Origin of the sequence: Bacillus sp. WP8, from assembly GCF_000800825.1 — a bacterium.
Lineage (GTDB): Bacteria > Bacillota > Bacilli > Bacillales > Bacillaceae > Bacillus > Bacillus safensis.
Genome location: NZ_CP010075.1, coordinates 3,130,411 through 3,154,733, shown reverse-complemented (window position 1 = coordinate 3,154,733; position 24,323 = coordinate 3,130,411). Strand labels below are relative to the sequence as shown.

The window sequence follows — 24,323 nt, the reverse complement described above, 5'->3', positions numbered from 1 at the left end:
CAATTCAGACCATTCGGAGGAAATTATGAGACTAAAAAATCAATTTTTATTTGGGCTTATTGTCATATGTGTATTGTTTGTCAGTATGTTAGGATTCTCAAGCTTTCTCTATTACAAAACAGATCAATCCTATAAAGCATTATTAAGCAAGGAAGTGAAGCTTTATCAGACCTCACTGGAATTAGAGGCGCTTCTGCAAAAGCAGGAAGCACAGATTAAAACATATGTCGTCATGCAAGACAGGGAAATCTCACAAAAGATTGAAGATACTTATGTTGATATTAATAAAAAAACAGGAGATGCTTTAAAACTTAGTACAGTCAAACAGGCAAAACAATTATTAGAAAAGATATCTCAAAAGAATGAACTCTACTATGAATCCACAAAAAGGTTATTTATATCATTAAATACCAACAATCAAAAAGAATTCAACACCCGCCTCACTCAAGAATTACAACCTATCGAACAAGAAATACATACCTTTACAAAAGAATTCGCTCAAAACCAGCTAAAACAACGTGATCAAAAAATCAATCAGCTCAATCAAGATAGTAATCAATTATTGCTTACACTCATTTTGGTCAGTGCAGCGATTATTGTTGGCTTTCTGGTGATTGGTGTCAGATTCGTTCATCGCATGACAAAACCAATTGTTTCTGTCACAAATGCCGCAAGAAGGATGGCAGATGGTGACCTGACCCTTGAAGAGATTGAAGTGACCTCTAAAAATGAGATTGGTCAGCTCGGCACAGCCTTTAATCAAATGACGGCTCATTTGCGTCAGCTTATTTTGCAGGTGCAAAGCGGATCAAGACAGCTTGCTGATTCTGCTGCTCAATTTGAGGAAACCATCAGTCAAACGATATCGGCTAGTGAGCAGACATCTAGCTCGATCGAACAGGTCAGTGAAGCTTCACGTGAACAATCAGATGCGGTCGGAAAAGTCGCCTCTGCCATTCAAGAAGTATCGACTGGCATGCAAAACGCAGCTGTACACACGTCCGATGTTTCGGGTCACTCAATTTCAGTGACTGAAAAGGCTGAAGAGGGTGCCGCTCTTATTCAACAATTTGTGAAACAAATGAGTTCTATTAAAGAGTCTGTGAATGAACACCATTCCACAATGGCCAATGTACAAGCGCAGTTTACAGGCATTCAAGGTCTGTTAGGTCATATCCATGCCATTGCTGACCAGACGAATTTACTTGCTTTAAACGCAGCCATAGAAGCAGCAAGAGCGGGAGAACATGGAAGAGGTTTTGCAGTTGTAGCAGATGAAGTGAGGAAGCTGGCAGAAGAATCTAGTCAGCTGACAGATCAAATTAGTCAATTACTCGAGAACGTGAACAAAGATACAGAAAGGTCATCGCAATCGATGACGAAGGTTGAGCGGGATGTAGCAGAGGGTGTAAAAGTATCACAATTATCTGAACAGAGCTTCCATGAAATCTTGGAATCTATTCGTGATATTTCAATGAAAGCCGAAGAACTGTCAGCCACTGCAGAACAGATTTCTGCTAGTACAGAGGAAATTTCTCAAACGGTTGGTGTCATTGAAGAAGGTGCGAAACGAAACTCAGAAGAAACAGAGTATATGTCTGCTGCTGTTGAAGAATCATTAGCGGCAAATGAAGAAATGAAAGCCGCTGCGGAGGATTTAAAATCCTTGTCTCAATCGCTGAAAACATCGATATCATCTTTTACCATTTAATGTGCGCTGGTCTTTTTCAAGAATCAGCCGAATATATATTCATCACCTATCAAGAAACAGTTGAAGCACCGCAAAATTCGACAAATTTCAATAAATATTCACATTTTTTTTACGTTTGAGCAGGAGAAAAGGAGGGAAAAGTAGAAATAGGTTTACATATCCTTAATTTTAAAGGAGGCGTTCTTTACATGAATTACAATGTCAGAGGAGAAAACATCGACGTAACACCTGCACTAAGAGATCATGTCGAGAAAAAAATTGGAAAGCTGGAGCGTTATTTTGAGACAGATGTTGATGCTTCAGTCAACGTGAACTTGAAGTTTTACAACGATCAAGAATCTAAAGTTGAGGTTACCATTCCAATGACTGATCTAGCACTTCGAGCTGAGGTGCATAATGAGGATATGTACAATGCAGTAGACCTAGCAGCCAGTAAATTAGAACGTCAAATTAGAAAGCACAAAACAAAAGTAAACCGTAAATTCCGCGAGCAAGGTGCCAAAAAGCACTTATTTGCTGGAGGAAATGGTACGGCTGAAGTAGCAGTTCAAGATGACGAAGAGATTGATGAAACAGAAATCGTCAGACAAAAACGTTTCAACTTAAAGCCGATGGATAGCGAAGAGGCCATTCTCCAAATGAACATGTTAGGTCATAGTTTCTTCGTTTTCACAAATGCTGAGACAAATTTGACCAATGTGGTTTATCGCCGAAATGACGGTAAATATGGACTCATTGAGCCAAACGCTTAAATATCAGTTGATGCTGATTCAAAAACAACCTAAATAAAGTAAGCCCGTTCCTTTCATAAGGGGCGGGTTTTTTGTGCGAAATTATGGCAAATTCTTTGGAAATGAAAGAAGGTATGGTATGATAAATGCAGGTAAATATGGACCTGTCAAACTTTTGGACATGCCGAAAAATTGCATGAAATAGAGGAGCGTTATTATATGCTTGGAATCTTAAACAAAGTGTTTGATCCTACGAAACGTACGATCAGCCGATATGAAAAAAAGGCAAATGAAATCGAAGCTCTCGCTCAAGATTTTGAAAAATTATCTGACGAGGCTTTACGAAATAAAACGATTGAATTTAAAGAAAAACTTGAAAAAGGACAATCCGTGGATGACCTGTTGGTTGAAGCATTTGCTACGGTTCGCGAGGCTTCCCGCCGCGTAACAGGAATGTTCCCATTTAAGGTGCAGCTTATGGGGGGGATCGCACTTCACGAAGGCAACATCGCTGAAATGAAAACAGGTGAAGGGAAAACATTGACATCCACAATGCCTGTTTACTTAAATGCTCTTTCTGGAAAAGGCGTCCACATCGTGACAGTCAACGAATATTTGGCAAGCCGTGATGCGCAGGAAATGGGCAAAATTTTTGAATTCCTTGGTTTAACGGTCGGCTTAAACTTAAACAGCTTAGACAAAGATGAAAAAAGAGAAGCGTACGCCGCTGATATCACGTATTCAACAAACAATGAACTCGGCTTTGACTATTTACGAGATAACATGGTGCTTTATAAAGAGCAGATGGTTCAGAGACCACTTCATTATGCTGTGATCGATGAGGTTGACTCCATTTTAATTGATGAAGCGAGAACACCTCTTATTATTTCTGGACAAGCTGCGAAATCAACAAAGCTTTACGTACAAGCCAATGCATTTGTCCGCACATTAAAAATCGAAGATGATTTCACGTATGATATTAAAACAAAAAGTGTGCAGCTGACTGAAAGCGGAATGACGAAGGCGGAAAAAGCATTTGGCATCGAGAACCTGTTTGATGTTAAACATGTCGCGCTGAACCATCACATCGCTCAGGCACTGAAAGCACATGTTGCGATGCAAAAAGACGTGGATTATGTGGTAGAAGAAGGCCAAGTAGTCATCGTAGACTCCTTCACAGGACGTTTAATGAAAGGACGCCGTTATAGTGAAGGTCTGCATCAAGCCATCGAAGCAAAAGAAGGTCTTGAAGTGCAGAACGAAAGCATGACACTAGCAACAATTACGTTCCAGAACTACTTCCGTATGTATGAAAAGTTATCTGGTATGACTGGTACAGCAAAAACGGAAGAAGAAGAATTCCGTAACATTTACAACATGCAGGTTGTGTCAATCCCGACCAATCAACCAGTAGTTCGTGATGACAGACCTGATTTAATTTACCGCACAATGGATGGTAAATTTAAAGCAGTGGCTGAAGATGTTGCGCAGCGCTATATGACAGGACAGCCAGTTCTTGTCGGAACAGTAGCAGTTGAGACATCTGAGCTTATTTCTAAGCTGCTTAAAAATAAAGGCATTCCTCATCAAGTGTTAAACGCGAAAAACCATGAGCGTGAAGCACAAATTATTGAAGAGGCTGGTCAAAAAGGTGCTGTGACCATTGCGACAAACATGGCAGGACGTGGTACTGACATCAAGCTTGGAGAAGGTGTAAAAGAACTTGGAGGTCTGGCTGTTATCGGGACAGAGCGTCATGAATCCCGTCGTATTGATAACCAGCTTCGCGGACGTTCTGGACGTCAAGGAGACCCAGGGATTACCCAATTCTATCTATCCATGGAAGATGAATTGATGCGCCGATTTGGTGCAGAGCGAACGATGGCGATGCTTGACCGCTTTGGCATGGATGACTCTACACCAATCCAAAGTAAAATGGTGTCTAAAGCCGTTGAATCATCTCAAAAACGTGTAGAGGGGAACAACTTTGATTCCCGTAAGCAGCTTCTGCAATATGACGATGTGCTTCGTCAACAGCGTGAAGTGATCTACAAACAGCGTTTTGAAGTCATCGATTCCGATAACTTAAAATCAATTGTCATCAATATGATCCAATCTTCAATTGAGCGTGCTGTGGGATCTTATACGCCAAAAGAAGAGCTGCCTGAAGAATGGAAACTAGATGGTCTTGTTGAATTAATCAACACGAACTATTTAGACGAAGGTGCCATCACGGTCAAAGATATCTTCGGTAAAGAAGCAGATGAAATCACAGGCTTCATCATGGATCGTATTAAAGAAAAATACGATGCAAAAGAAGAAACATTTGGCGAAGAACAAATGCGTGAATTTGAAAAAGTCATCGTTCTTCGTGCGGTGGATTCGAAGTGGATGGACCATATCGATGCAATGGATCAGCTGCGTCAGGGTATTCATTTACGTGCGTATGCACAAACGAATCCGCTACGTGAATACCAAATGGAAGGATTTGCGATGTTTGAGCATATGGTTGCTTCAATTGAAGATGATGTGGCCAAGTATGTCTTGAAATCAGAAATCCAAAACAACCTAGAACGTGAAGAAGTGGTTCAAGGTCAAACAACGGCTCATCAGCCACAAGAGGGCGATGAGGAGAAGACAGTGAAGAAAAAGCCGGTACGTAAAGTCGTAGACATTGGACGAAACTCTCCATGTCACTGCGGAAGCGGCAAGAAATATAAAAATTGTCATGGGAAGACAGAATAAGTAATGGAAAGAGGTGAAAACCTCTTTCTATTCATGTCAGCCCCCATACATCTATGAGGTGAAGGATATGGAATTAGTAGAAATTAGACAAGAGCTTGAAAATATGGCTAGCAGACTAGCTGATTTTAGGGGGTCTCTTTGACTTAGAAACAAAAGAAGCCAAAATCGCAGAGCTTGAAGCGACGATGTCAGAGGCTGATTTTTGGAATGATCAGCAAAAGGCTCAAGGCGTTATCAATGAAGCCAATGCACTGAAGGATTCTGTGAATTCCTATCATGAGCTCAGTGAATCGCATGAAGAGCTGCAAATGACGCATGACTTATTAAAGGAAGATTATGACGAAGAGCTTCATGCAGAGCTTGAAAAAGAGCTGAAGAACTTAACGAAGCAATTTAACGAATTTGAGCTGCAGCTTCTCTTAAGCGAACCTTATGATAAAAACAATGCCATTCTGGAGCTTCACCCAGGTGCAGGCGGTACCGAATCACAGGACTGGGGTTCTATGCTTCTGAGAATGTACACTCGCTGGGCAGAGCGCAGAGGCTTTAAGGTCGAAACGCTTGATTACCTTCCAGGTGATGAGGCAGGAATTAAGTCGGTGACATTGCTGATCAAAGGGCATAATGCGTACGGTTATTTAAAAGCAGAAAAAGGTGTCCATCGTTTGGTCCGTATTTCTCCTTTTGATTCATCTGGCCGTAGACATACATCCTTCGTTTCATGTGATGTTATGCCGGAATTCAATGAAGAAATTGATATTGATATTCGCACAGAGGATATCAAGGTAGATACGTATCGTGCAAGCGGTGCAGGCGGACAGCACGTTAATACGACGGACTCTGCTGTTCGTATTACACACATTCCAACCAATGTCGTCGTGACGTGCCAAACAGAAAGATCACAAATCAAAAACAGAGAACGTGCGATGAAAATGTTGAAATCGAAACTTTATCAAAAACGGATCGAAGAACAGCAGGCAGAATTGGATGAAATCAGAGGAGAGCAGAAAGAAATTGGCTGGGGCAGCCAGATTCGCTCTTATGTATTCCACCCTTATTCTCTTGTGAAAGACCATCGAACCAATACGGAGATGGGAAATGTTCAAGCGGTGATGGATGGAGATTTAGATTCATTTATCGATGCATACCTACGTTCGAAATTATCATAAAAACTCGGCTTCTTGCCGGGTTTTTTTAATTGTGAGAAAATATAATGAATATAAAGGAATACTTACGACATACTGATTCTATATCCTTTGTATGATGAAATTAGCAAATAAAGGGGGAAATATTTTGGGATTAACACCATTGCAAGAAACGTGGGATTTAGATGCCTTTTTTAAAGGAGGCAGTTCTTCACCAGAATTTAAGACATACCTGCAAACCATTCAGCAGCTATTAGATGAATTACGACAAAAGGTGGATGCCTTTTCAAAAGAAGATACACACATTGAAAGCAAATTAACGTCTGTCCTTGACACGTATGAAACTACATATAAAAAATTGTCTCAAGCAGGTTCATTTGTATCCTGCCTCCAAGCTCAAAATACGAAGGATATGAAAGCAGGCAGCCTTCGAGGTACGATTGCCAAGCTAGAAGCGGATTTAGGAACCATCCTTGCACTGTTTGATCAAGCGCTTGCTGCTATTCCTGCAAACAAGTGGGAAGAACTGATGAATTCAGCAGCCTTTTCAGATGTCCGCTACATATTAAATGAGCGAAGAGACCGTGTGAAGGATCAATTACCTGTTGAACAAGAAACACTGATCCAAAAGCTGGCTGTAGATGGGTACCATGCGTGGGATGAGCTTTATTCCAGCTTAGTGAATAAAATTACCATTCCGTTTGAACAGCATGGTGAAACGCAGATGATCTCTGTAGGCCAAGCGGAAAATGCAATGGATGATTCCGATCGTGAAGTCAGAAAGGCTGTTTACCACAACCTAGAGCATGCATGGACACAGGATGAACATTTATTTGCTAGTACGCTCAACCACCTTGCTGGCTTTCGTTTGCAAGTGTATGAAGCAAGAGGCTGGGATCACATTTTAAAAGAGCCGCTTGAAATTTGCCGTATGAAACAAGAAACCCTTGATACAATGTGGTCTGTGATTGATGAACATAAGCAGCCATTCATTGATTATTTACATCGAAAAGCTGAGATGCTTGGAGTGGATAAGCTGAGCTGGTTTGATGTTGGGGCTCCTATCGGCAGTGAGACCAAAATCTATCCTTATCAAGAAGCAGCTGCTTTTATTGTGAAACACTTCGCTGGATTTGGAGAAGAGCTCGCTGCTTTTACAGAAAAAGCCTTTAACGAACGCTGGGTAGAAGCTGAGGACCGTCCAAACAAGCGGGTAGGCGGCTTTTGTACAAATTTCCCTGACAGCGGAGAATCACGCATTTTTATGACCTTCTCAGGAAGTCCATCCAATGTGGCGACACTAGCGCATGAGCTTGGTCATTCATTCCATCAGGACGTGATGCAGGATGTTCGCATTCTGAATCGCAAATACGCAATGAATGTAGCTGAAACAGCGTCTACCTTCGCAGAAATGATTGTAGCTGATGCTTCATTAAAAGAAGCGGCATATGAAGAGGAGCGTCTCAGCTTGTTAGAGGATAAGCTGCAGCGCAGTGTAGCATTCTTCATGAACATTCAATCTCGTTTCTTATTTGAACAGCGATTTTATGAAGAGCGTAAACAAGGAGAAGTGCCGGCTGACCGATTGAATGAATTGATGGTCGAAGCGCAGAAGGAAGCGTTTGGTGACTCATTAGATGAATACCATCCTCATTTCTGGGCGTCTAAGCTGCATTTCCATATCACGAATGTTCCATTTTATAATTTCCCATACACCTTTGGATACATGTTCTCGTTAGGAATTTATGCAAAAGCATTGCAGGCTGGTACATCGTTTGAAGAGAAATACATTGCATTATTAAAAGATACTGCTTCAATGACAGTGGAAGATTTAGCTAAAAAGCATCTAGGCGTTGACCTTACCCAAAAAGCATTTTGGGAAGAAGCCATTCGTTTGGCTGTAGCAGATGCTGAAGAATTTTTAGAAGTGACGAAAAAATAAAAATGAAAAGCTCCCGTTATGGGAGCTTTTTTGCTGGCTTCAGCCAATCCAGCATTGTCTGAATGAGATCATTTTGCTGCGACAGGGCTGGAATGTCCGCCGGCTGATCCCCTTTTTGTTTGCCATACATGCCAAATTGCGCATGATTCCCGCCTTTTATTTCATGATAAACGGTTTGAGACGGCAGATTTGCTTTCGATTTCTTGATTTTCTCTTGTGTTGCCAGCCCATCCTTTTCACCTGAAATAGAGAGGACTTTTAGTGACGATTGTTTCAGGTCATCTGATGCTGGATAAGATGCTAGGAAAAAGAGTCCATCTAGCTTGCTCTGATTTTTTTCTGCAAACATAGCGGCAGCTGCTCCGCCAAGTGAATGTCCGCCAATATACCAGTGTTTGATCGTTTGATGATCTTTGATGATGTCCTGCGCTTTGTTTGAATTGAAGATCGCAAAGGAAAATGGCATGTCAGGGATAAAGACAGAGTAGCCTTTTTTCATCAGCGTATCCCCAATATAGGCATACGCAAGTGGTTCCACCTTTGCCCCAGGATAGAGAATGATGCCAGTATCACTTTTTGATGCTTTAAAAGTATAAACATCGTTTTTATGTTCCACTTGCTCCATGTTCACCTGTTTTTTTAATGCTTCTGATGGTCCGTATGTAAAGCGGCTCCATATATAGAAAGCACCAAAAGCTAAGATGATCAGTGCAAGTAATGTCATACCTGTTATCTTCAGTATTTTCTTCATCGCATGCCCCTTCTTTCTCATGTACATATTAAATATACCATCATTTACTCCTATGCCAACCGGCAAGTACGCTGATCCGTCTGTGTGATAAAGTATTAATCCATTAGCACTGCATTTGGCTGTTATTTACAATCGTTTTAAGAGGGCTTAAAATAGGTGTGCATTCAGAAGTAACGGAGGAAGAAAGACATGAAGCAGGGACATTCACAATTTTGGATCGAAGTGAAAAATTATTTGTTCATTTTAATCGGATCTGCCATTGTGGCGATTGGATTTAATACGTTATTATTGCCGAATCAGATTGCAGCAGGCGGTGTGAGCGGAATTAGTACCATTATGCAGTCATTCGGCTTTGAAGCAGCGTATGTGCAATGGGGGCTCAATATTCCGTTGTTTATTGCTGGCTTTTATTTATTAGGCGGTACATTTGGAGTGAAAACACTCGTCGGCTCGATTTTTTTACCTTTCATGGTGTTTGTCACAAGACATATTGCACCTGTCACACATGAAGCGCTGCTGGCAGCTATTTTTGGCGGTGTGGTCATTGGAATCGGTATAGGGCTCGTGTTCCTTGGGAATGGATCAACAGGTGGAACGGCACTCGCTGCCAAAATCATCAATAAGTACACCGGACTCACGCTAGGCACATGCTTAGCGATGATGGATGGTTTGATTGTTCTGGCTGCAATGACAGTCTTTGGAATCGAAGAGGGGCTGTACGCGGTTATTGGTGTGTTTATTTCGAGTAAAACGATTGATGTGGTACAGGCTGGCTTCAGTCATTCGAAAATGGCGATGATCATTACAGGGCATGAAGATGAGGTCAGACAGGCGGTTTTTGATCAAATTGACCGCGGTGTGACGAAGATCTCAGCAGTCGGAGGATATACCGATCATGACCGCCCAATTTTGATGTGTGTCGTTGGGCAGTCACAATTCACAAAGTTGAAACAAGTGGTGAAAGCAATCGATGCATCAGCATTTGTCATTGTAATGGATGCAAAAGAGGTGCTTGGTGAGGGTTTTAAAAGGGCATAAACAAGGATATAATAGCGTTGACCAAATGATTGTAAGGGAGGGAAATAGATGAAAAAAAGCGGATTAACGATGCTATTTGCATCAATGCTTCTTGTTCTGGCGGCTTGTGGAGGAAATTCAAGCAGCAGCGAAAAAGAAGGCAGCAAAAGTGCTTCATCTGTGAGCAGTGGTGAGGAGATCTATCAGCAAAACTGTATTGGCTGTCATGGGAAAGACCTATCTGGCGGAGGCGGACCAAGCCTGAAAGAAGTAGGGAAGAAATATAATGAAAGCCAAATCGCAGATATTGCGCAAAACGGTAAAGGCTCTATGCCAAGCGGAATGGTAGATGAGAAGCAAGCAAAAGAAGTAGCAAAATGGCTTGCAGAGAAAAAATAAAACCTTTGTCTAATCGACAAGGTTTTTTTGTTTTTTATATGTAGAAAAAGACTTTTGGATAGTATGAAAACGCATTATATTAAATTTTTATTTAAAAAATAAGGGTATAAAGGCATGTTTTTCGGTTTTGATTGTTCTATTTACCTTTTATTTATAAGTTTTGAAATATAAATGTAATACCATTGCGTCGATTCATGACGTATAATTGGAGTTGTTGAAAATGAGACGATTCAATTTTTTCATCTTTTTGGATGAAAAGGACATAAATTGCTAGTAAGTATCGAAGGGTATGTGCGTAACCATACATAACGTTTTTTGACGAGAAGTGTCAAAACATCATGATAAGCTGTTAGTCAGCGAATAAGAAAAGATTAGGTGATTACATGATTCAAATGAAGGAAGTCTACAAGATCTATCCTAATGGCGTAAAGGCGATCAATGGAATCAATGTCTCTATCCATCCAGGAGAGTTTGTGTATGTTGTTGGTCCCAGTGGTGCTGGTAAATCCACTTTCATCAAAATGATGTATCGTGAAGAGAAGCCAACCAAAGGGCAAATCTTAATTAATAACAAAGATTTAGGTTCAATGAAGGAAAAAGAAATTCCTTACGTAAGAAGAGAAATTGGCGTAGTATTCCAAGATTTCAAGCTGCTTCCAACTCTTACAGTGTTTGAGAACGTTGCATTTGCTCTTGAAGTGATTGGTGAACAGCCTCATATCATTAAGAAAAAAGTGCTTGACGTTCTCGATCTAGTCCAGCTAAAGCACAGAGCGCGCCAATTTCCTGACCAGCTGTCCGGCGGTGAACAGCAGCGGGTATCTATCGCTCGGTCGATCGTCAATAGCCCTGAGGTCGTCATTGCAGATGAGCCGACAGGAAACCTTGATCCAGACACTTCCTGGGAAATCATGAAGACGCTCGAAGAGATTAATAACCGCGGAACAACAGTGGTTATGGCGACACACAACAAAGAAATTGTAAACACCATGAAGAAACGCGTCATCGCAATCGAAGATGGAATGATTGTGCGTGACGAAGCAAGAGGGGAGTACGGAATTTATGATTAAAACTCTCTCGCGGCATTTACGTGAGAGCTTCCGTTCACTAGGAAGAAACACGTGGATGACTTTTGCATCAATTAGTGCGGTTACTGTCACATTGATTTTAGTTGGGGTTTTCCTTGTGATTATGCTCAACTTGAATAACATGGCATCGAACGCTGAAAAAGAAGTAGAAGTAAAAGTATTAATCGAATTAACGGCGAATCAAAAGCAGCAGGATGAATTAAAAGCAGAAATTGAAAAGATTCCTGAAATCAGTAATGTGAAGTACTCATCTAAGGATGACGAACTGAAAGCTTTGATTAAAAGCTTCGGAGAAAATGGACAATCCATGGGACTTGTTGATCAAGAAAATCCATTAAACGATGCGTTCATTGTGAAAACAACAGATCCTCACGATACACCAAAAGTAGCGAAGAAATTAGAAAACCTAAAGGGTACATATAAAGTAACCTATGGGAAAGAAGAGGTCAGCCGACTCTTTAATGTAGTCGGAGTAGCGCGTAATGTCGGCATTGTGCTCATTATTGGGCTGTTATTTACAGCTATGTTCTTAATCTCCAATACGATCAAAATTACGATCTTTGCTAGACGTAAAGAAATTGAGATTATGAAGCTGGTAGGTGCAACGAACTGGTTTATCCGCTGGCCATTCTTCATTGAAGGATTATTGCTTGGTGTATTTGGCTCCATTATACCTATTGCTCTATTGCTTGGCACGTATCAATATGCAGTGGGCTGGGTCGCACCGAGAGTACAGGGCTCATTTATTTCAATGCTTCCATACAACCCATTTGTCTATCAAGTATCACTGATCCTGCTAGTGATCGGTGCAATCATTGGGGTATGGGGAAGCTTAACGTCTATCCGTAAATTCTTAAAAGTATAAATATATTTTGATGGCAGCATTCGAGGATTCTATAGAAGATGTGACCGGTTGATCCGATTCATCCGGTCGGCTCTTCATGTCGACAGTTGTCATGGGAGGGGAATATCGTTTTGAAAAGAAAGCTGATGATGGCTGGAATGGCAGCGTTTATTGGAACAACGTGGCTATACATTCCAGGGAACGAGAATCGTGCATTCGCATACGAAGACCTAGATCAAAAACGTCAACAAATCGAAGAGAAAACATCGAAGACTGAATCAAACTTGAAGAAGAAGAAGTCAGAGCTGGCAAAGCTTGAAAAGAAAGAATCAAAGCTCAAGAAAGAAATTGAACAAATTGACCAAAAGGTAAGTACTGCAACTGAAAAAGTCGCTGAAAAAGAGAAAGAAGTTAAAAAAACGAAGCAAGAGATCAAACAGCTGAAAAAAGACATTCAAGTCATCAATGAGCGAATTGAAAAAAGAAAAGCCATTTTCAAAGACCGAATTCGTTCTATGCAAAAAAGCGGCGGTACGATCAACTATTTAGATGTGCTGCTAGGTGCTCGCAGCTTTAGTGATTTTGTCGGTCGTGTTGGGGCTGTCACAACGATTGTCGAAGCAGACAAAGACATGATTACAGAACATGAAAATGATTTAAAGCTGGTGGAGCAAAAAGAAGCAGAGCTAAATAATCAGCTAAGTGGACTTGAAACATCTCTGAAAGAGTTAGAAGCACTGAAAAAAGATTTATCTAAGAAGCACAAAGAAAAAGAACACATTTTAGGTGATGTGACAGATAAAAAAAATCATGCACATGATGAACTAGGTAAGCTTGAGAATGAACAAGAAATTCTTGCGAACCAAAAAGCGGCTGTGAAGTCTGAGGAAGCACACCGTCAAAAGGAAGAAGCGGCGAAAGCAAAACAAGCAGCTGAAAAAAATGCACCTGCACCTCGTAGCGGCGGATCAGATCAAGTATCTGATACACCAGCAAGCAGCTCAGGCTTTATTAAACCAGCTGCAGGGCGTTTCTCATCTGGCTTTGGCGGACGTTCTGGCGGAAACCACTTCGGATTAGATATTGCAGCAAAAGGCACAGTTCCTGTCTATGCAGCAGCATCTGGAACCGTCACAAACTCAAGCTACTCATCGAGCTACGGAAATGTTGTGTTCATTACGCACAATATCAATGGACAGACATATCAAACTGTATACGCCCACCTGTCTACAAGAAGTGTGTCAACAGGACAGAGAGTTGAACAAGGACAATTCCTTGGCTATATGGGAAATACCGGCCAATCGCATGGTCAGCATCTTCATTTTGAAATTCATAAAGGATTATGGAATGGCGCGAAATCAAATGCAGTCAATCCAGCGCAATATATCCGCTAATCAAAAAGCCGATAACATGACGTTATCGGCTTTTTTTGTATAGATAGAATTAAAATAACAGCAGTAACCCGGCAATAATAGGTGTTAACAGAACAGCTGATTTCAATAAGAGCTTCGGTGCAAGGCGTGTGAATTTCGCGCCTATAAATGCGCCTAAGACGGTTCCAATTAATATTTGGATCAGCAAGATAAAATCAACATAGCCCTCTGAAATATATCCAATTCCACCGCCGATGGAAATCGGAATAATGACAAGCATCGTCGTGCCAACAGCTTGCCGAATCGACAGCTTCAGTAAAATCAAAAGTCCTACTTGAATAAACGGTGCAGACCCGATACCAAACATGCCTGACAGCATTCCAGACACAAGGCCTAAAATAATGCCTCTTGTCATCAGCTGGCGTGAAGAAAGCGGCTGCTGCTCAGCCTCTTCATTAAGAACAAATAGTTTGATCATCATAAAAACAGCGGATAAAAAAAGCATCCCTGCTGTTAAATAGTGCAGACTCTCTTCTGGAATAAAAGGAGCGACCTTAGCCCCGGCAAAAGAAGCAATACAAGCCAGAGCCCCGACAATCAAACCAGATTTCAACTGAATGTTCCCTTCCCTGTAGTGGCTGTATGCACCTGATAGTGTCGTAAATGCCATAGCGGCTAATGACGTCCCGAGTGCTGTATGGATAGGGATATCAAAAAATAATGTAAGCAATGCGATGACAAATCCCGCCCCGCCTGCTCCTACAAAACCTAATAAAATTCCTAATAAAAGCATCGTCAAGATAATATACATAGCGAAGACTCCTTCTCAATCATAACAAAATAAAAATTACACCTAATAAAATGATTCGTCAAGCCTTCACGGGAGAATGTCTTTACATGAAATCCCTTCTTCTGGCATATAATAACTCAGGTCATCAGGAAGAGTTGAAGAAGGAGGCCAAATATGAAAAAACAAATCGCATCTATTATGGCAAGTGTCGTTCTCTTAATAAGTGCAGGTGTGATGACGCATAAAGAAGGAACTCATGCGGAGTCACCGCAAGCAGCTGCTGCAATGGCTGGACAAGCTCAATCAAGTGATAAGGCGAAAGAGAATGGGATGGAAAAGATCGAGAAAGCCTATGACCTTATTTCGAATGAATATGTAGAGGAAGTGGATCGGCAAAAGCTGCTTGAAGGCGCGATCCAAGGAATGCTTTCGACGTTAAACGATCCATATTCAGTATACATGGACAAGCAAACCGCAAAGCAATTTTCTGATTCGCTTGATTCTTCCTTTGAGGGAATTGGGGCAGAAGTGGGGATGGATGAAGGAAAAATCATTATCGTCTCAGCCTTTAAAAAATCCCCTGCGGCAAAAGCGGGTCTAAAGCCGAAAGATGAAGTCATCAGCATTGACGGTGAACCGATGAAAGAAAAAAGCTTAAACGATGCTGTGCTGAAAATAAGAGGGAAAAAAGGAACGTCTGTCGCCTTAACAATCAAACGAAATGGGATTGAAAAAGAGCTAACGTTCCATATCAAACGAGAGGAAATCCCGCTTGAAACAGTGACTTCCTCTGTAAAAGAGGTCAATGGGCATAAAACAGGCTATATTGCGATCTCCAGCTTCTCTGAAGATACGGCGAAGGATTTCACGTCAAGCCTGAAACAGCTCGAGAAAAAGGGCATAGAAGGCCTTGTACTGGATGTGAGAGGAAACCCTGGCGGCTATCTGCAAAGTGTGGAAGATATTTTGAAGCATTTTATTACGAAGGATCAGCCCTATATTCAAATCGCAGAACGGAATGGCGACCGGAAGCGATATTTTTCAAAACTGAAAGAACAAAAGCCTTACCCAGTCAACGTCTTAATTGATAAAGGCAGTGCTTCCGCTTCGGAAATACTTGCTGGAGCCATGAAAGAAGCCGGAAAGTATGAAGTCGTCGGTGATGTCTCCTTTGGAAAAGGAACTGTGCAGCAGGCGGTTCCGATGGGAGATGGAAGTAATATTAAATTAACGCTGTATAAATGGCTCACCCCAAAAGGCAATTGGATTCACAAAAAAGGCGTCGTACCGACAATTGCAATTCATCAGCCAGATTACTTTACCGCAGGTCCGCTTCAGCTAAAAGAACCGCTTCAGCTTGATATGAACAATGAGGAAGTGAGACAAGCCCAGACGCTGTTAAAGGGATTGTCATTTGACCCTGGCAGAGTAGATGGATACTTTGATGAAGAAACGAAAAAGGCCGTACTTGCCTTCCAAAGCACATACAATCTCGATAAATCAGGTGTCATTGATTTGAAAACAGCGGAAATGATGAACAAAATGGTGGATGAAGTGAAATCATACGAAAAAAATGACCTTCAATTACAGACTGCACTAAAAGCACTATATCTTAAAAAATAAAGAGGCGAATAATAGCCTCTTTTTTTTGGTTCATAAGTGTCATGAACATGTAATAATTTATGATTAAAAATAAATTATATCGAGAAATATATTCATTTATTTTACAAAAAACATAACATTCCTTCGATTTTACCCGATAACATATGTATATAAGAGACTTTCTGTTGATTTAAACATGTCATGAAAATGAAACTTTTGAAAGTTGTATGTTACATAAATAATTCTTACAATAAAAAGTAGCACTCATTTTAAATATTTTATTTTTTGCGGATATTCAGCTTGAGCATTAAGCTGTACCGAGGTTTGCGCTTTTCTTAAAAGAACTAGTAAATGGGGGTACACAATTGAAAAGGGCAAGTATTGTGAGAGAGAAAAAATATTACGAGTTGGTAGAGGAACTTAAGAGTCGTTCGAAAGATGTGACGTTTTCCGCTACAAAGGCATTAAGTCTGCTCATGCTGTTAAGCAGGTACTTGGTCAATTACACAACGGTAGAATCAGTCGACGAAATCGATGAAGACTGTGCTGAGATATACTTCAATTATTTAATGGATAATCATAAGAGACTTGGTATAAACTTAACCGACATCAAGAGGTCGATGCAGCTGCTCGGCGGCATACTAGATGTAGATGTCAATCACTACTTAAAAGATTTTTCACTGTCGAATGTCACACTTTGGATGAATCAGGAGAAATAAACCTGATGTCAAGCATCGATTTATTTGATAGAATAAGAGAAAATGCTTGACTTGGGCGGTGAACGATAATGAGCTCGGAGTGGATGGGAGCCGGATTAAAAGCGGTCGGTCTGTTTTTAATCCATCCTCTTTTTTATTTCATGATATTAATCAGCCTATTGCATGGCTACATCCGCGTAAAGCGGGAGAGAAAAGCGTTTCAAACAAGAATAGAAGATGTATACGATGAACTTAAATTTACATATTCAAAGGGATGGATTCTAGGGATATGCCTATCCGTCATTTCAGTAGGCTTAGGGATTGCCCTCCCCCCTGGATTCATCGTGCTGATTGCAGCGATGACCATCGTTTTCTCTTTATTCTTTAAGGCGAGTGCGCTTTCGTCTGCATACACACTCGGTTTCAGTTTTATTGCGGCACTTGGACTGATGCATTTCCAAGTGAGTCATTCTTGGCTGCCGCAGCTCTCAATGATGAATGCATCAGCCGTTGTCATTCTGCTAGGACTTTTATTAATGACCGAGGGGATCCTAGCCTATCGAACGGCGCATTTACGTACATCGCCTGCTATGGTGATGAGTGCGAGAGGACTTTTAATTGGTCAGCAGCGGGCAAACCGTCTGTGGCTTTTACCGCTTGTTTTGCTGATGCCGGCAGGTGAATTCACTTCTTCTCTGCCATGGTGGCCGGTGCTTCAAGTGCATGATCAAAGCTTTTCATTTATTTTGATTCCTTATATCATCGGATTCGGTCAGAGAATTCAAGGCTCACTGCCAATTGTTAGTATTCAAATTACAGCTCGGCGTATTCTCATGCTCGGACTCGCTGTCGCCTTATTAGGTGCTGCAAGTATTTGGTTTGAACCGATTGCTTGGGGAGCTGTATTGATTGCGGTGGTAGGAAGAGCCTTTCTCTCATGGAAGCAGAGGGTCAATGACAATGCAGCCCCGTTCTACTTCTCTAAGCGTAATCAAGGGCTGATGGTGCTAGGAATTATTCCAAATACACCAGCGGCTGATTTAAAGCTTGAGATCGGAGAGGTCATTACAAAAGTGAATGGAATTGAGGTAAAAACCGTTTCGGAATTTTATGAAGCCCTTCAAACCAATCGTGCTCTAACAAAGCTCGAGATCATTGGCTTAAATGGTCAGACAAGATTTGAGAAACGGGCTTCTTATGAAGGGGAGCATCATCAGCTTGGCATCCTGTTTGTAAAGGATGATCCACAGCAAGAACCAACGGCAATTTCATCTTAAAAAAAGCTGCTAGAGATGGCAGCTTTTTTCTTTTGGGCGCGCTTCTTTCCCGTAGGATTCGCCCCATTCACGCATGGCGAAGATGATAGGCTTTAAGGTATTTCCGAGAGAAGTGAGTGAATATTCGACACGAGGGGGGACCTCCTCATAGACTTCTCTATGAACAACGCCGTCTTGTTCAAGCTCACGCAATTGCAGTGTGAGGACACGCTGAGAAATTCTTGGCAGAAGCCGGCGCAATTCATTGTAGCGTTTTGGTCCGCAAGTCAAATGATAAAGGATCACTCCTTTCCATTTCCCTCCGATGACACTTGTCGTCACTGAAACGGGACAGCCATGATTGACAATACTGACTGGATTGGATGGTGCACTCATCTTAAGACTCCTTTCTAAGGCAAATTTGGTGATATACGAACAAGATGGTAACTAACGAACAAAAATGTGCGTACTTGAATCACCCGAAGCTTTTCTTATACCATAGAGATATCACATCACACATTCGGGCTGTTTGTTTTCTTATCATAACAATTTCTATATGTGAATGGAAAGAAAATGGATTGATGAAACACACACCCTAATTGGTTAATAGAAAGGATGAATACAATGCGAGACAAAGAACAATTAAAAAAAGAAATCATTGAGGCGTATGAGTTCCGCCATGCGACAAAAGAGTTTGATCCAGCGAAAAAAATATCAGAGGATGATTTTGCGTTTATTTTAGAAACAGGAAGACTTTCCCCAAGCTCTGTAGGGTTTGAGCCTTGGAAGTTCCTCGTTGTTCAAAATGAAGCATTTAGAGAAAAATTAAAAGAGTATACATGGGGAGCGCAAAAGCAGCTTCCGACTGCGAGCCATTTTGTGATCATCTTGGCAAGAACAGACGCCCGTTATGATTCAGCATATGCAGAATACATCAACAAGCAAATCAAAGGAATGACAGACGAAACGTTCGAGATGGTGAAGGGACGCTACCAAGAATTCCAAGAGAATGATCTTCATTTGTTAGAAAATGAACGTACGCTCTTTGATTGGGCTTCAAAACAAACGTATATTGCCCTTGGAAACATGATGACAGCCGCTGCACAAATTGGCATTGATTCATGCCCAGTCGAGGGATTCAGCTACGATGAGATTCATCGCATTCTAGATGAAGAAGGGCTGCTTGAGGATGGTCAGTATGATATTTCTGTCATGGCAGCCTTTGGTTATCGTGTGACCGAGCCGAAGCGCGGCAAAACGCGCCGTCCGATGGATGAAGTAGCTGTTTGGATTCGTTAAAAGAGAATGTCTGAAAAAGGATGTTGACAATTGCGTGGTTAGTCAGTATATTTAAAAAATAAAATCTTTGATGAATATACAAATGGACTATAAACGCTTTGACTTGAGAATAGTAGATGAACATCCGTTTTTTAAGAGAGCTGCGGGTTGGTGCAACGCAGTAAAACGAATCATTGAACTCGCTCAAAGAGCGGTAAGACTGAATGAATAGTAAGTCTTTACGTGTGACCTCCGTTAACGGGTTTTAAGTTGGATTCAGCTAGGGTTGAATCAATTAGAGTGGTAACGCGGTTGCAAGGTCAGTCGTCTCTTCAGGAGATGACTGGCCTTTTTATATGCTTTTATCTTATATTTGTCTGAAGATTCAAATTTAAAGGAGCTAAAGAAAATGGAAAAGGAACATGTGCAGTTAAAACGAACAATGACGTCAAGGCATATTATGATGCTCGCACTTGGCGGTGCAATTGGTGCTGGTCTTTTTAAAGGAAGCAGCTCTGCTATTGATATCGCAGGTCCTGCTGTCATTTTGGCATATATGATTGGTGGTCTTATTTTATTATTTATTATGCAAGGACTTGCTGAAATGACGGTTGCACGACCTGGTGCAAGAACATTTCGTGATTTAATTGAACCTGTGTTAGGCAAATATCCGGCCTATTTCTTAGATTGGATATACTGGAAAATGTGGGTGCTGAACATTGCAGCAGAAGCGATCGTATCTGCGATCTTTATTCAGTACTGGTTCCCACAGGTGCCGATTTGGATACTTGTGTTAATCATTTCACTTGTTGTGACATTGATCAATGTTTGTTCCGTTAAAATGTTTGCTGAGACGGAGTACTGGTTAGCTTCTATTAAAATTGCTGTCATTATTTTATTTATTATCATTGGGTTAACCATGCTTTTTGTCTCATTTGGTCAGCATGCAGCACCGGGATTATCCAACTTAACCGGCCATGGAGGATTTTTCCCGAATGGAACGGGCGGCTTAATTGCGGCTATGCTTGTTGTGGTGTATTCATATGGCGGGACGGAAATGATTGGGGTCACATTAGCAGAAACAAAAAACCCTGAAAAAGTCATCCCAAAGGCTATTCAAAGTACATTTGTACGAATCATCGGTTTCTATGTACTGCCGTTCTTCATCATCGTCAGCTTGATTCCTTGGAATCAAGTAAACAATGAGCAAGTGAGTCCATTCGTCACCGTGTTTGCAACGATTGGCGTGCCATACGCAAGTGACATCATGAACGGTATCATTTTACTAGCGATCTTGTCTTCTATGAACTCTGGGCTGTACGCATCCTCAAGGGTACTTTATACGCAAGCGATGGATGGACGAGTATGGAAGGGCTTTTCAAAGCTATCAAAACAGCAGGTGCCTGTTAGAGCAATCCTAGTGTGTACATCTACATTGTATGCCGCTGTATTGATTTCTCTTTTTGTAGGAAGTCAAACCTTTAATTATTTAATGGGATCTTTAAGCTATACGGTCTTATTCATCTGGTTTATTATTGCTGTCGGGCATTTAAAATCTCGAAGTGTAGCAGAACCAGGAGGATATCGTGTGAAGCTGTATCCTTTTACAACATGGTTTTCTGTGATTGCGATCATTGCCATTTTCATCGGCGTTGTGTCAACAACTCCGATTGTCCAAACAATGGTCACAATGGGCATTTATCTGATGATTACTCTTTCTTTCTTCATTAACAGAAAGCGGTTTGAAAGAGCTGCTTAATACAAAAAGCGTGCGGGACCTTGAAAGAGGTCTCACACGCTTTTTTAATGCTGTTTGTATTGCTTGAAATGAACAGGGGGTTGAACAGGATGTGGCTTTGACTGAAGCCCGTAACTCTCTCTTACGATGTAAAGTGGTCGATCTTTTGCCTCGTCGTAGATTCGGCCGATGTATTCCCCAATCATTCCCAGCATAAAGAGGATAATGCCGCTAAAGAACAGCTGTATGACAATTAATGAACTCCATCCTGTAATGGTGCTGTTTGTAAAAAGCTTTAAGTAAAGTACAAGAAACATTGAAATGAATCCGATAGCGGAAAGGGCAATTCCTGCTATACTTGCTAGCTTCAAAGGTTTATAGGAAAAGGAAGTGATTCCATCCATCGAGAGCTTAAGCATCTTTTTGAGCGGATATTTTGTTTCTCCTGCTAGACGTTCATCTCGAACGTACTCTACTGCAATTTGTTTGAAACCTACCCAGCTGACTAGACCGCGAACAAATGGATTTTTTTCTCGTATTTTTCTCATTTCATGGCACACTCTACGATCCATTAACCTGAAGTCACCGGTGTCGATTGGGATATCTACTTCGGTGATCTGACGTAAAACGCGATAGAAAAGAGAAGCGGTTTGCTTTTTGAAAAAAGTTTCACCTTTTCGTTTGGTGCGCACGGCGTATACGACTTCATAGCCTTCTTTCCATTTTGCGATCATCTCTAATATCAATTCAGGCGGATCTTGTAGGTCTGCATCTATCACGATGACAGCTTCACCCTTTGCATAATCCATCCCAGCTGTAATTGCAATTTGGTGTCCGAAGTTACGTGAGAAATCAATAAGTCTTACCTTCGGATCGTTTTGGGAATACCCTTTAATTAGTTCAGCTGTTCGATCCATACTACCGTCATTAACGAAGAGAAGCTCGTATGCTTCTCCCGTCGAATCCATGACTGTTTTCAGTCGCTGATAGGATTCATGGATCACAAGTTCTTCATTATAGACTGGGACTACAATAGAATATTGTATGTTCTTTTCCATCAGTCATCGTTCCTCCCTTTTAATAGATGAATTAATCAACGGATAGTTCATAAAGAGTGCCGCTCTCCATTCCGCCCATTCGTCCATTTGACTGATCATTTTGTTCTGATTGTTGGCTGTCTGTTTGCTGGTTCACTTTGGATGTAGAGCTGTTCTGCCATTTAGAAGCAGATACTTCTTTGCCATTTTTTTGAATCCAGGTTAGAATGTCAGAGCTGCCGCCTCTCATACCAGAAAGATAGAAGTATTTGATTTTGCCGTCTTTGACGAGCTGTTTGAATTCACTAAGCGTGAGAATGTTATCAGATCCACTAAATCCACCTAATGCCATAACAGCTTTTCCTGTTTTAATAATGTAAGGTGAAGCAGTGGTTGCATCTGTTGTTCCGAATAGGAATTCTTCTCCCGTATTGTTTTTCTCAAGATAGCTGATCAACTTTTCATTGACTTGTGAACTCATGCTGCCACTTGAAGTTGCAAGCTGAGGACCAGCCTCTGGAAGCATACTATTTCCTCCATAAAGAAGAGGTGTGCTTGCCCAGTATAGTGGTGCAATCAGCATGCCTAGGATGGCGATGAGAGACACGAATTGTTTTCGTTTTTCTTTCCCTTTTATCAAAAGCAGAGAAAGGATTGTTCCAACACCAATGATACCGACTGCAATGCTTAGTCCAAGACCGATCGTGCTTGTAAAAGTGGATAGGATAAAGATTTCAAATGCTGTTGTAACGAATATCGCAAATGGAAGCAGCCATTTTTTAAACCCAGTTCCTGTTTGAAGCGATTGTGTCATCGAAACCCATCCGGCTCCTGCTAATACAGCAATTGGTGGTGCCAGCATGATCAAATAATAATGATGGAAAAATCCTGCTACACTGAAAAATGCAGCAACAGGTATAAGCCAAGCTAACCAAAATAGAGTTTCTTTTTGTTTTGTATTGAGACGTCTTCTTTCAAAGGCAGTCGAGAAGAAGATACCAATCGCACCGAAGATTGCAAATGGAAGCAGCCAGCTGATTTGATCGGATAGTTCAGATTGGAACAGACGTAGCGGTCCCTTGGTTCCTGTACCAAACATGCCGGAGCCATTTCCCATTTTTCCGCCCACGCCATTTGGCGGCCCATCACCATTACCGCCAAATGGCATATCAGGTGGTGTTGTGCCGTTTGCACTGCTTGGTGGTCCTTGCATTGAAGGCTGTTCCTGACTGGATGATTGGTTTGAATTGTCTGAGTTGTTTTGATTTCCATTAGATGGCGGCTGAGGCATGGTGGATGAATCATTGTCATTTTGCTGATCACCCTGCTGTGAAGGTGGCTGTCCCTCACCCTGATTTGTGCCACCTCCCCCGCCAGACTGTTGACCAGTCAACCGCTGAAGACCGTTGTAACCAAAGGCTAATTCTAGTGCTGAGTTCGATTGACTTGATCCCATATAAGGGCGATTGTCTTTATAAGTGAGATCAACAGCGATAGACCAAGAAGCAGATACACCTAAAAGAACAATCATTGAAATCATCAGTGATAACAACTTTTTCTTCCATGTCGTTCGGTAGGCAATGATGTAAAAAAGAATGAGTGCTGGTACGATCATATAGGCTTGTAGCATTTTTGTATTAAAGCCGACGCCAATCATCGCAAACGAAACAATCGCCCAAAGAACCTTTTGCTGTTTTACAGCCTTGAACATCATTCCTGTTGCTAGTAAAAGTATAAAGACAAGTAAGCTGTCAATATTATTTGTTCGAGATACAGCAACCGCAATAGGTGTACACGCCATGATAAGTGCCGCTAATCTTGCCGCTGCTTGACCAAAAGTTGGTTTGACAAGACGATAGATCAGATAAACAGATCCAATGCCTGCTAAAGCTTGAGGCAAGATGACGCTCCATCCATGGAGACCAAAAATTTTGGCACTCATCGTTTGCAGCCAGAAGGTGAGCGGGGGTTTATCCACCGTGACATATCCTGCTGGATCAAATGAAGCAAAGAAGAAATTATGCCAGCTTTGCATCATACTTGTGACAGCCGCAGTATAATACGCATTCACCGTATCATCTTCCCAAATGTTATAAATGTTTAAGATGGCAGATAAGATCAATATGAAAAATAAATAAATATCAAATTTCTGAAAACGTCTGATCAAAAGCATGTCAC

20 protein-coding genes and 1 other annotated feature are annotated in these 24,323 nt (G+C 41.3%); of the genes, 15 read left to right on the top strand and 5 right to left on the bottom strand.

Annotation, left to right across the window (positions count from 1 at the left end; all coding sequences use genetic code 11):
- Positions 1 to 25: 25 nt before the first annotated feature.
- From QR42_RS15985 to QR42_RS15965, 5 genes are all read left to right on the top strand, one after another.
- Positions 26 to 1,711 carry a methyl-accepting chemotaxis protein gene (locus QR42_RS15985; protein ID WP_039181772.1) on the top strand — a complete coding sequence of 562 codons (1,686 nt, stop codon included), beginning with the start codon at positions 26 to 28 and terminating at the stop codon, positions 1,709 to 1,711.
- Positions 1,712 to 1,899: 188 nt separating this feature from the next.
- Complete coding sequence (gene hpf, locus QR42_RS15980) at positions 1,900 to 2,463, top strand: ribosome hibernation-promoting factor, HPF/YfiA family (protein ID WP_024423608.1); 564 nt, start codon at positions 1,900 to 1,902, stop codon at positions 2,461 to 2,463.
- 198 nt (positions 2,464 to 2,661) lie between these two features.
- Complete coding sequence (gene secA / locus QR42_RS15975; RefSeq protein ID WP_039181769.1) at positions 2,662 to 5,187, top strand: preprotein translocase subunit SecA; 2,526 nt, start codon at positions 2,662 to 2,664, stop codon at positions 5,185 to 5,187.
- A 67-nt stretch (positions 5,188 to 5,254) separates the two neighbouring features.
- Positions 5,255 to 6,356 (top strand): peptide chain release factor 2 gene (prfB, locus tag QR42_RS15970; RefSeq protein WP_098677688.1). Its coding sequence is split into 2 segments (ribosomal slippage): positions 5,255 to 5,326 and positions 5,328 to 6,356, totalling 1,101 coding nucleotides; the frame shifts between segments, so codons are not numbered across the junction.
- A gap of 124 nt (positions 6,357 to 6,480) precedes the next feature.
- Positions 6,481 to 8,274: a M3 family oligoendopeptidase gene (locus tag QR42_RS15965; RefSeq protein WP_039181766.1), complete on the top strand. Its 1,794-nt coding sequence runs from the start codon at positions 6,481 to 6,483 to the stop codon at positions 8,272 to 8,274.
- A 16-nt stretch (positions 8,275 to 8,290) separates the two neighbouring features.
- Here QR42_RS15965 and QR42_RS15960 read toward each other — a convergent pair whose 3' ends face one another.
- Entirely contained in the window at positions 8,291 to 9,025 is a 735-nt protein-coding gene (locus QR42_RS15960) for an alpha/beta fold hydrolase (RefSeq protein ID WP_039181762.1), read from the bottom strand.
- A 189-nt stretch (positions 9,026 to 9,214) separates the two neighbouring features.
- Between QR42_RS15960 and QR42_RS15955 the strand changes: the two genes are divergently transcribed.
- The 5 genes from QR42_RS15955 (at position 9,215) to QR42_RS15935 (ending at position 13,767) form a co-directional block, all read left to right on the top strand.
- Positions 9,215 to 10,063, top strand: coding sequence for a YitT family protein (locus QR42_RS15955; protein WP_024426245.1), 849 nt, complete (start codon positions 9,215 to 9,217; stop codon positions 10,061 to 10,063).
- 48 nt (positions 10,064 to 10,111) lie between these two features.
- Entirely contained in the window at positions 10,112 to 10,441 is a 330-nt protein-coding gene (gene cccB / locus QR42_RS15950; RefSeq protein ID WP_039181758.1) for a cytochrome c551, read from the top strand.
- A 383-nt stretch (positions 10,442 to 10,824) separates the two neighbouring features.
- Positions 10,825 to 11,511 carry a cell division ATP-binding protein FtsE gene (gene ftsE / locus QR42_RS15945; protein ID WP_024423601.1) on the top strand — a complete coding sequence of 229 codons (687 nt, stop codon included), beginning with the start codon at positions 10,825 to 10,827 and terminating at the stop codon, positions 11,509 to 11,511.
- Positions 11,504 to 12,394, top strand: a complete 891-nt coding sequence (gene ftsX / locus QR42_RS15940) for a permease-like cell division protein FtsX (RefSeq protein WP_039181755.1) — start codon at positions 11,504 to 11,506, stop codon at positions 12,392 to 12,394. Before ftsE ends, ftsX begins: the two co-directional genes overlap by 8 nt.
- Positions 12,395 to 12,504: 110 nt before the next feature.
- Positions 12,505 to 13,767 (top strand): murein hydrolase activator EnvC family protein, encoded by a 1,263-nt coding sequence (locus QR42_RS15935; protein ID WP_039181752.1) that lies wholly within the window; start codon positions 12,505 to 12,507, stop codon positions 13,765 to 13,767.
- Between the two features lie 49 nt (positions 13,768 to 13,816).
- On the opposite strand, the gene QR42_RS15930 is transcribed toward QR42_RS15935, so the two are convergent.
- Positions 13,817 to 14,557 carry a sulfite exporter TauE/SafE family protein gene (locus tag QR42_RS15930; RefSeq protein WP_039181748.1) on the bottom strand — a complete coding sequence of 247 codons (741 nt, stop codon included), beginning with the start codon at positions 14,555 to 14,557 and terminating at the stop codon, positions 13,817 to 13,819.
- Positions 14,558 to 14,710: 153 nt separating this feature from the next.
- Here QR42_RS15930 and ctpB point away from each other — a divergent pair, with 153 nt between their 5' ends.
- The 3 genes from ctpB (at position 14,711) to QR42_RS15915 (ending at position 18,113) form a co-directional block, all read left to right on the top strand.
- Positions 14,711 to 16,159 (top strand): carboxy-terminal processing protease CtpB, encoded by a 1,449-nt coding sequence (gene ctpB, locus QR42_RS15925; RefSeq protein ID WP_039181746.1) that lies wholly within the window; start codon positions 14,711 to 14,713, stop codon positions 16,157 to 16,159.
- Positions 16,160 to 16,503: 344 nt separating this feature from the next.
- Positions 16,504 to 16,857, top strand: a complete 354-nt coding sequence (locus QR42_RS15920; protein WP_003212923.1) for a swarming motility protein SwrAA — start codon at positions 16,504 to 16,506, stop codon at positions 16,855 to 16,857.
- Positions 16,858 to 16,925: 68 nt separating this feature from the next.
- On the top strand, positions 16,926 to 18,113 hold the full coding sequence (locus QR42_RS15915) for a PDZ domain-containing protein (protein ID WP_039181742.1): 1,188 nt from the start codon (positions 16,926 to 16,928) through the stop codon (positions 18,111 to 18,113).
- 9 nt (positions 18,114 to 18,122) lie between these two features.
- On the opposite strand, the gene QR42_RS15910 is transcribed toward QR42_RS15915, so the two are convergent.
- Positions 18,123 to 18,488: a winged helix-turn-helix transcriptional regulator gene (locus QR42_RS15910; RefSeq protein WP_024423595.1), complete on the bottom strand. Its 366-nt coding sequence runs from the start codon at positions 18,486 to 18,488 to the stop codon at positions 18,123 to 18,125.
- A gap of 228 nt (positions 18,489 to 18,716) precedes the next feature.
- Between QR42_RS15910 and QR42_RS15905 the strand changes: the two genes are divergently transcribed.
- A complete protein-coding gene (locus QR42_RS15905) occupies positions 18,717 to 19,391 on the top strand; it encodes an NAD(P)H-dependent oxidoreductase (protein ID WP_039181741.1) in 675 nt (224 codons plus the stop codon).
- Positions 19,392 to 19,480: 89 nt separating this feature from the next.
- Positions 19,481 to 19,705 (top strand) — a binding site (T-box leader).
- A gap of 74 nt (positions 19,706 to 19,779) precedes the next feature.
- Positions 19,780 to 21,129 carry an amino acid permease gene (locus QR42_RS15900; protein WP_039181738.1) on the top strand — a complete coding sequence of 450 codons (1,350 nt, stop codon included), beginning with the start codon at positions 19,780 to 19,782 and terminating at the stop codon, positions 21,127 to 21,129.
- A gap of 44 nt (positions 21,130 to 21,173) precedes the next feature.
- Here the strand turns inward: QR42_RS15900 and QR42_RS15895 are convergent, their stop codons facing one another.
- Both QR42_RS15895 and QR42_RS15890 read right to left on the bottom strand, forming a co-directional pair.
- Positions 21,174 to 22,166: a glycosyltransferase family 2 protein gene (locus tag QR42_RS15895; protein WP_039181735.1), complete on the bottom strand. Its 993-nt coding sequence runs from the start codon at positions 22,164 to 22,166 to the stop codon at positions 21,174 to 21,176.
- Positions 22,167 to 22,197: 31 nt separating this feature from the next.
- Positions 22,198 to 24,312, bottom strand: a complete 2,115-nt coding sequence (locus QR42_RS15890) for an ArnT family glycosyltransferase (protein ID WP_039181734.1) — start codon at positions 24,310 to 24,312, stop codon at positions 22,198 to 22,200.
- Positions 24,313 to 24,323: the final 11 nt, after the last annotated feature.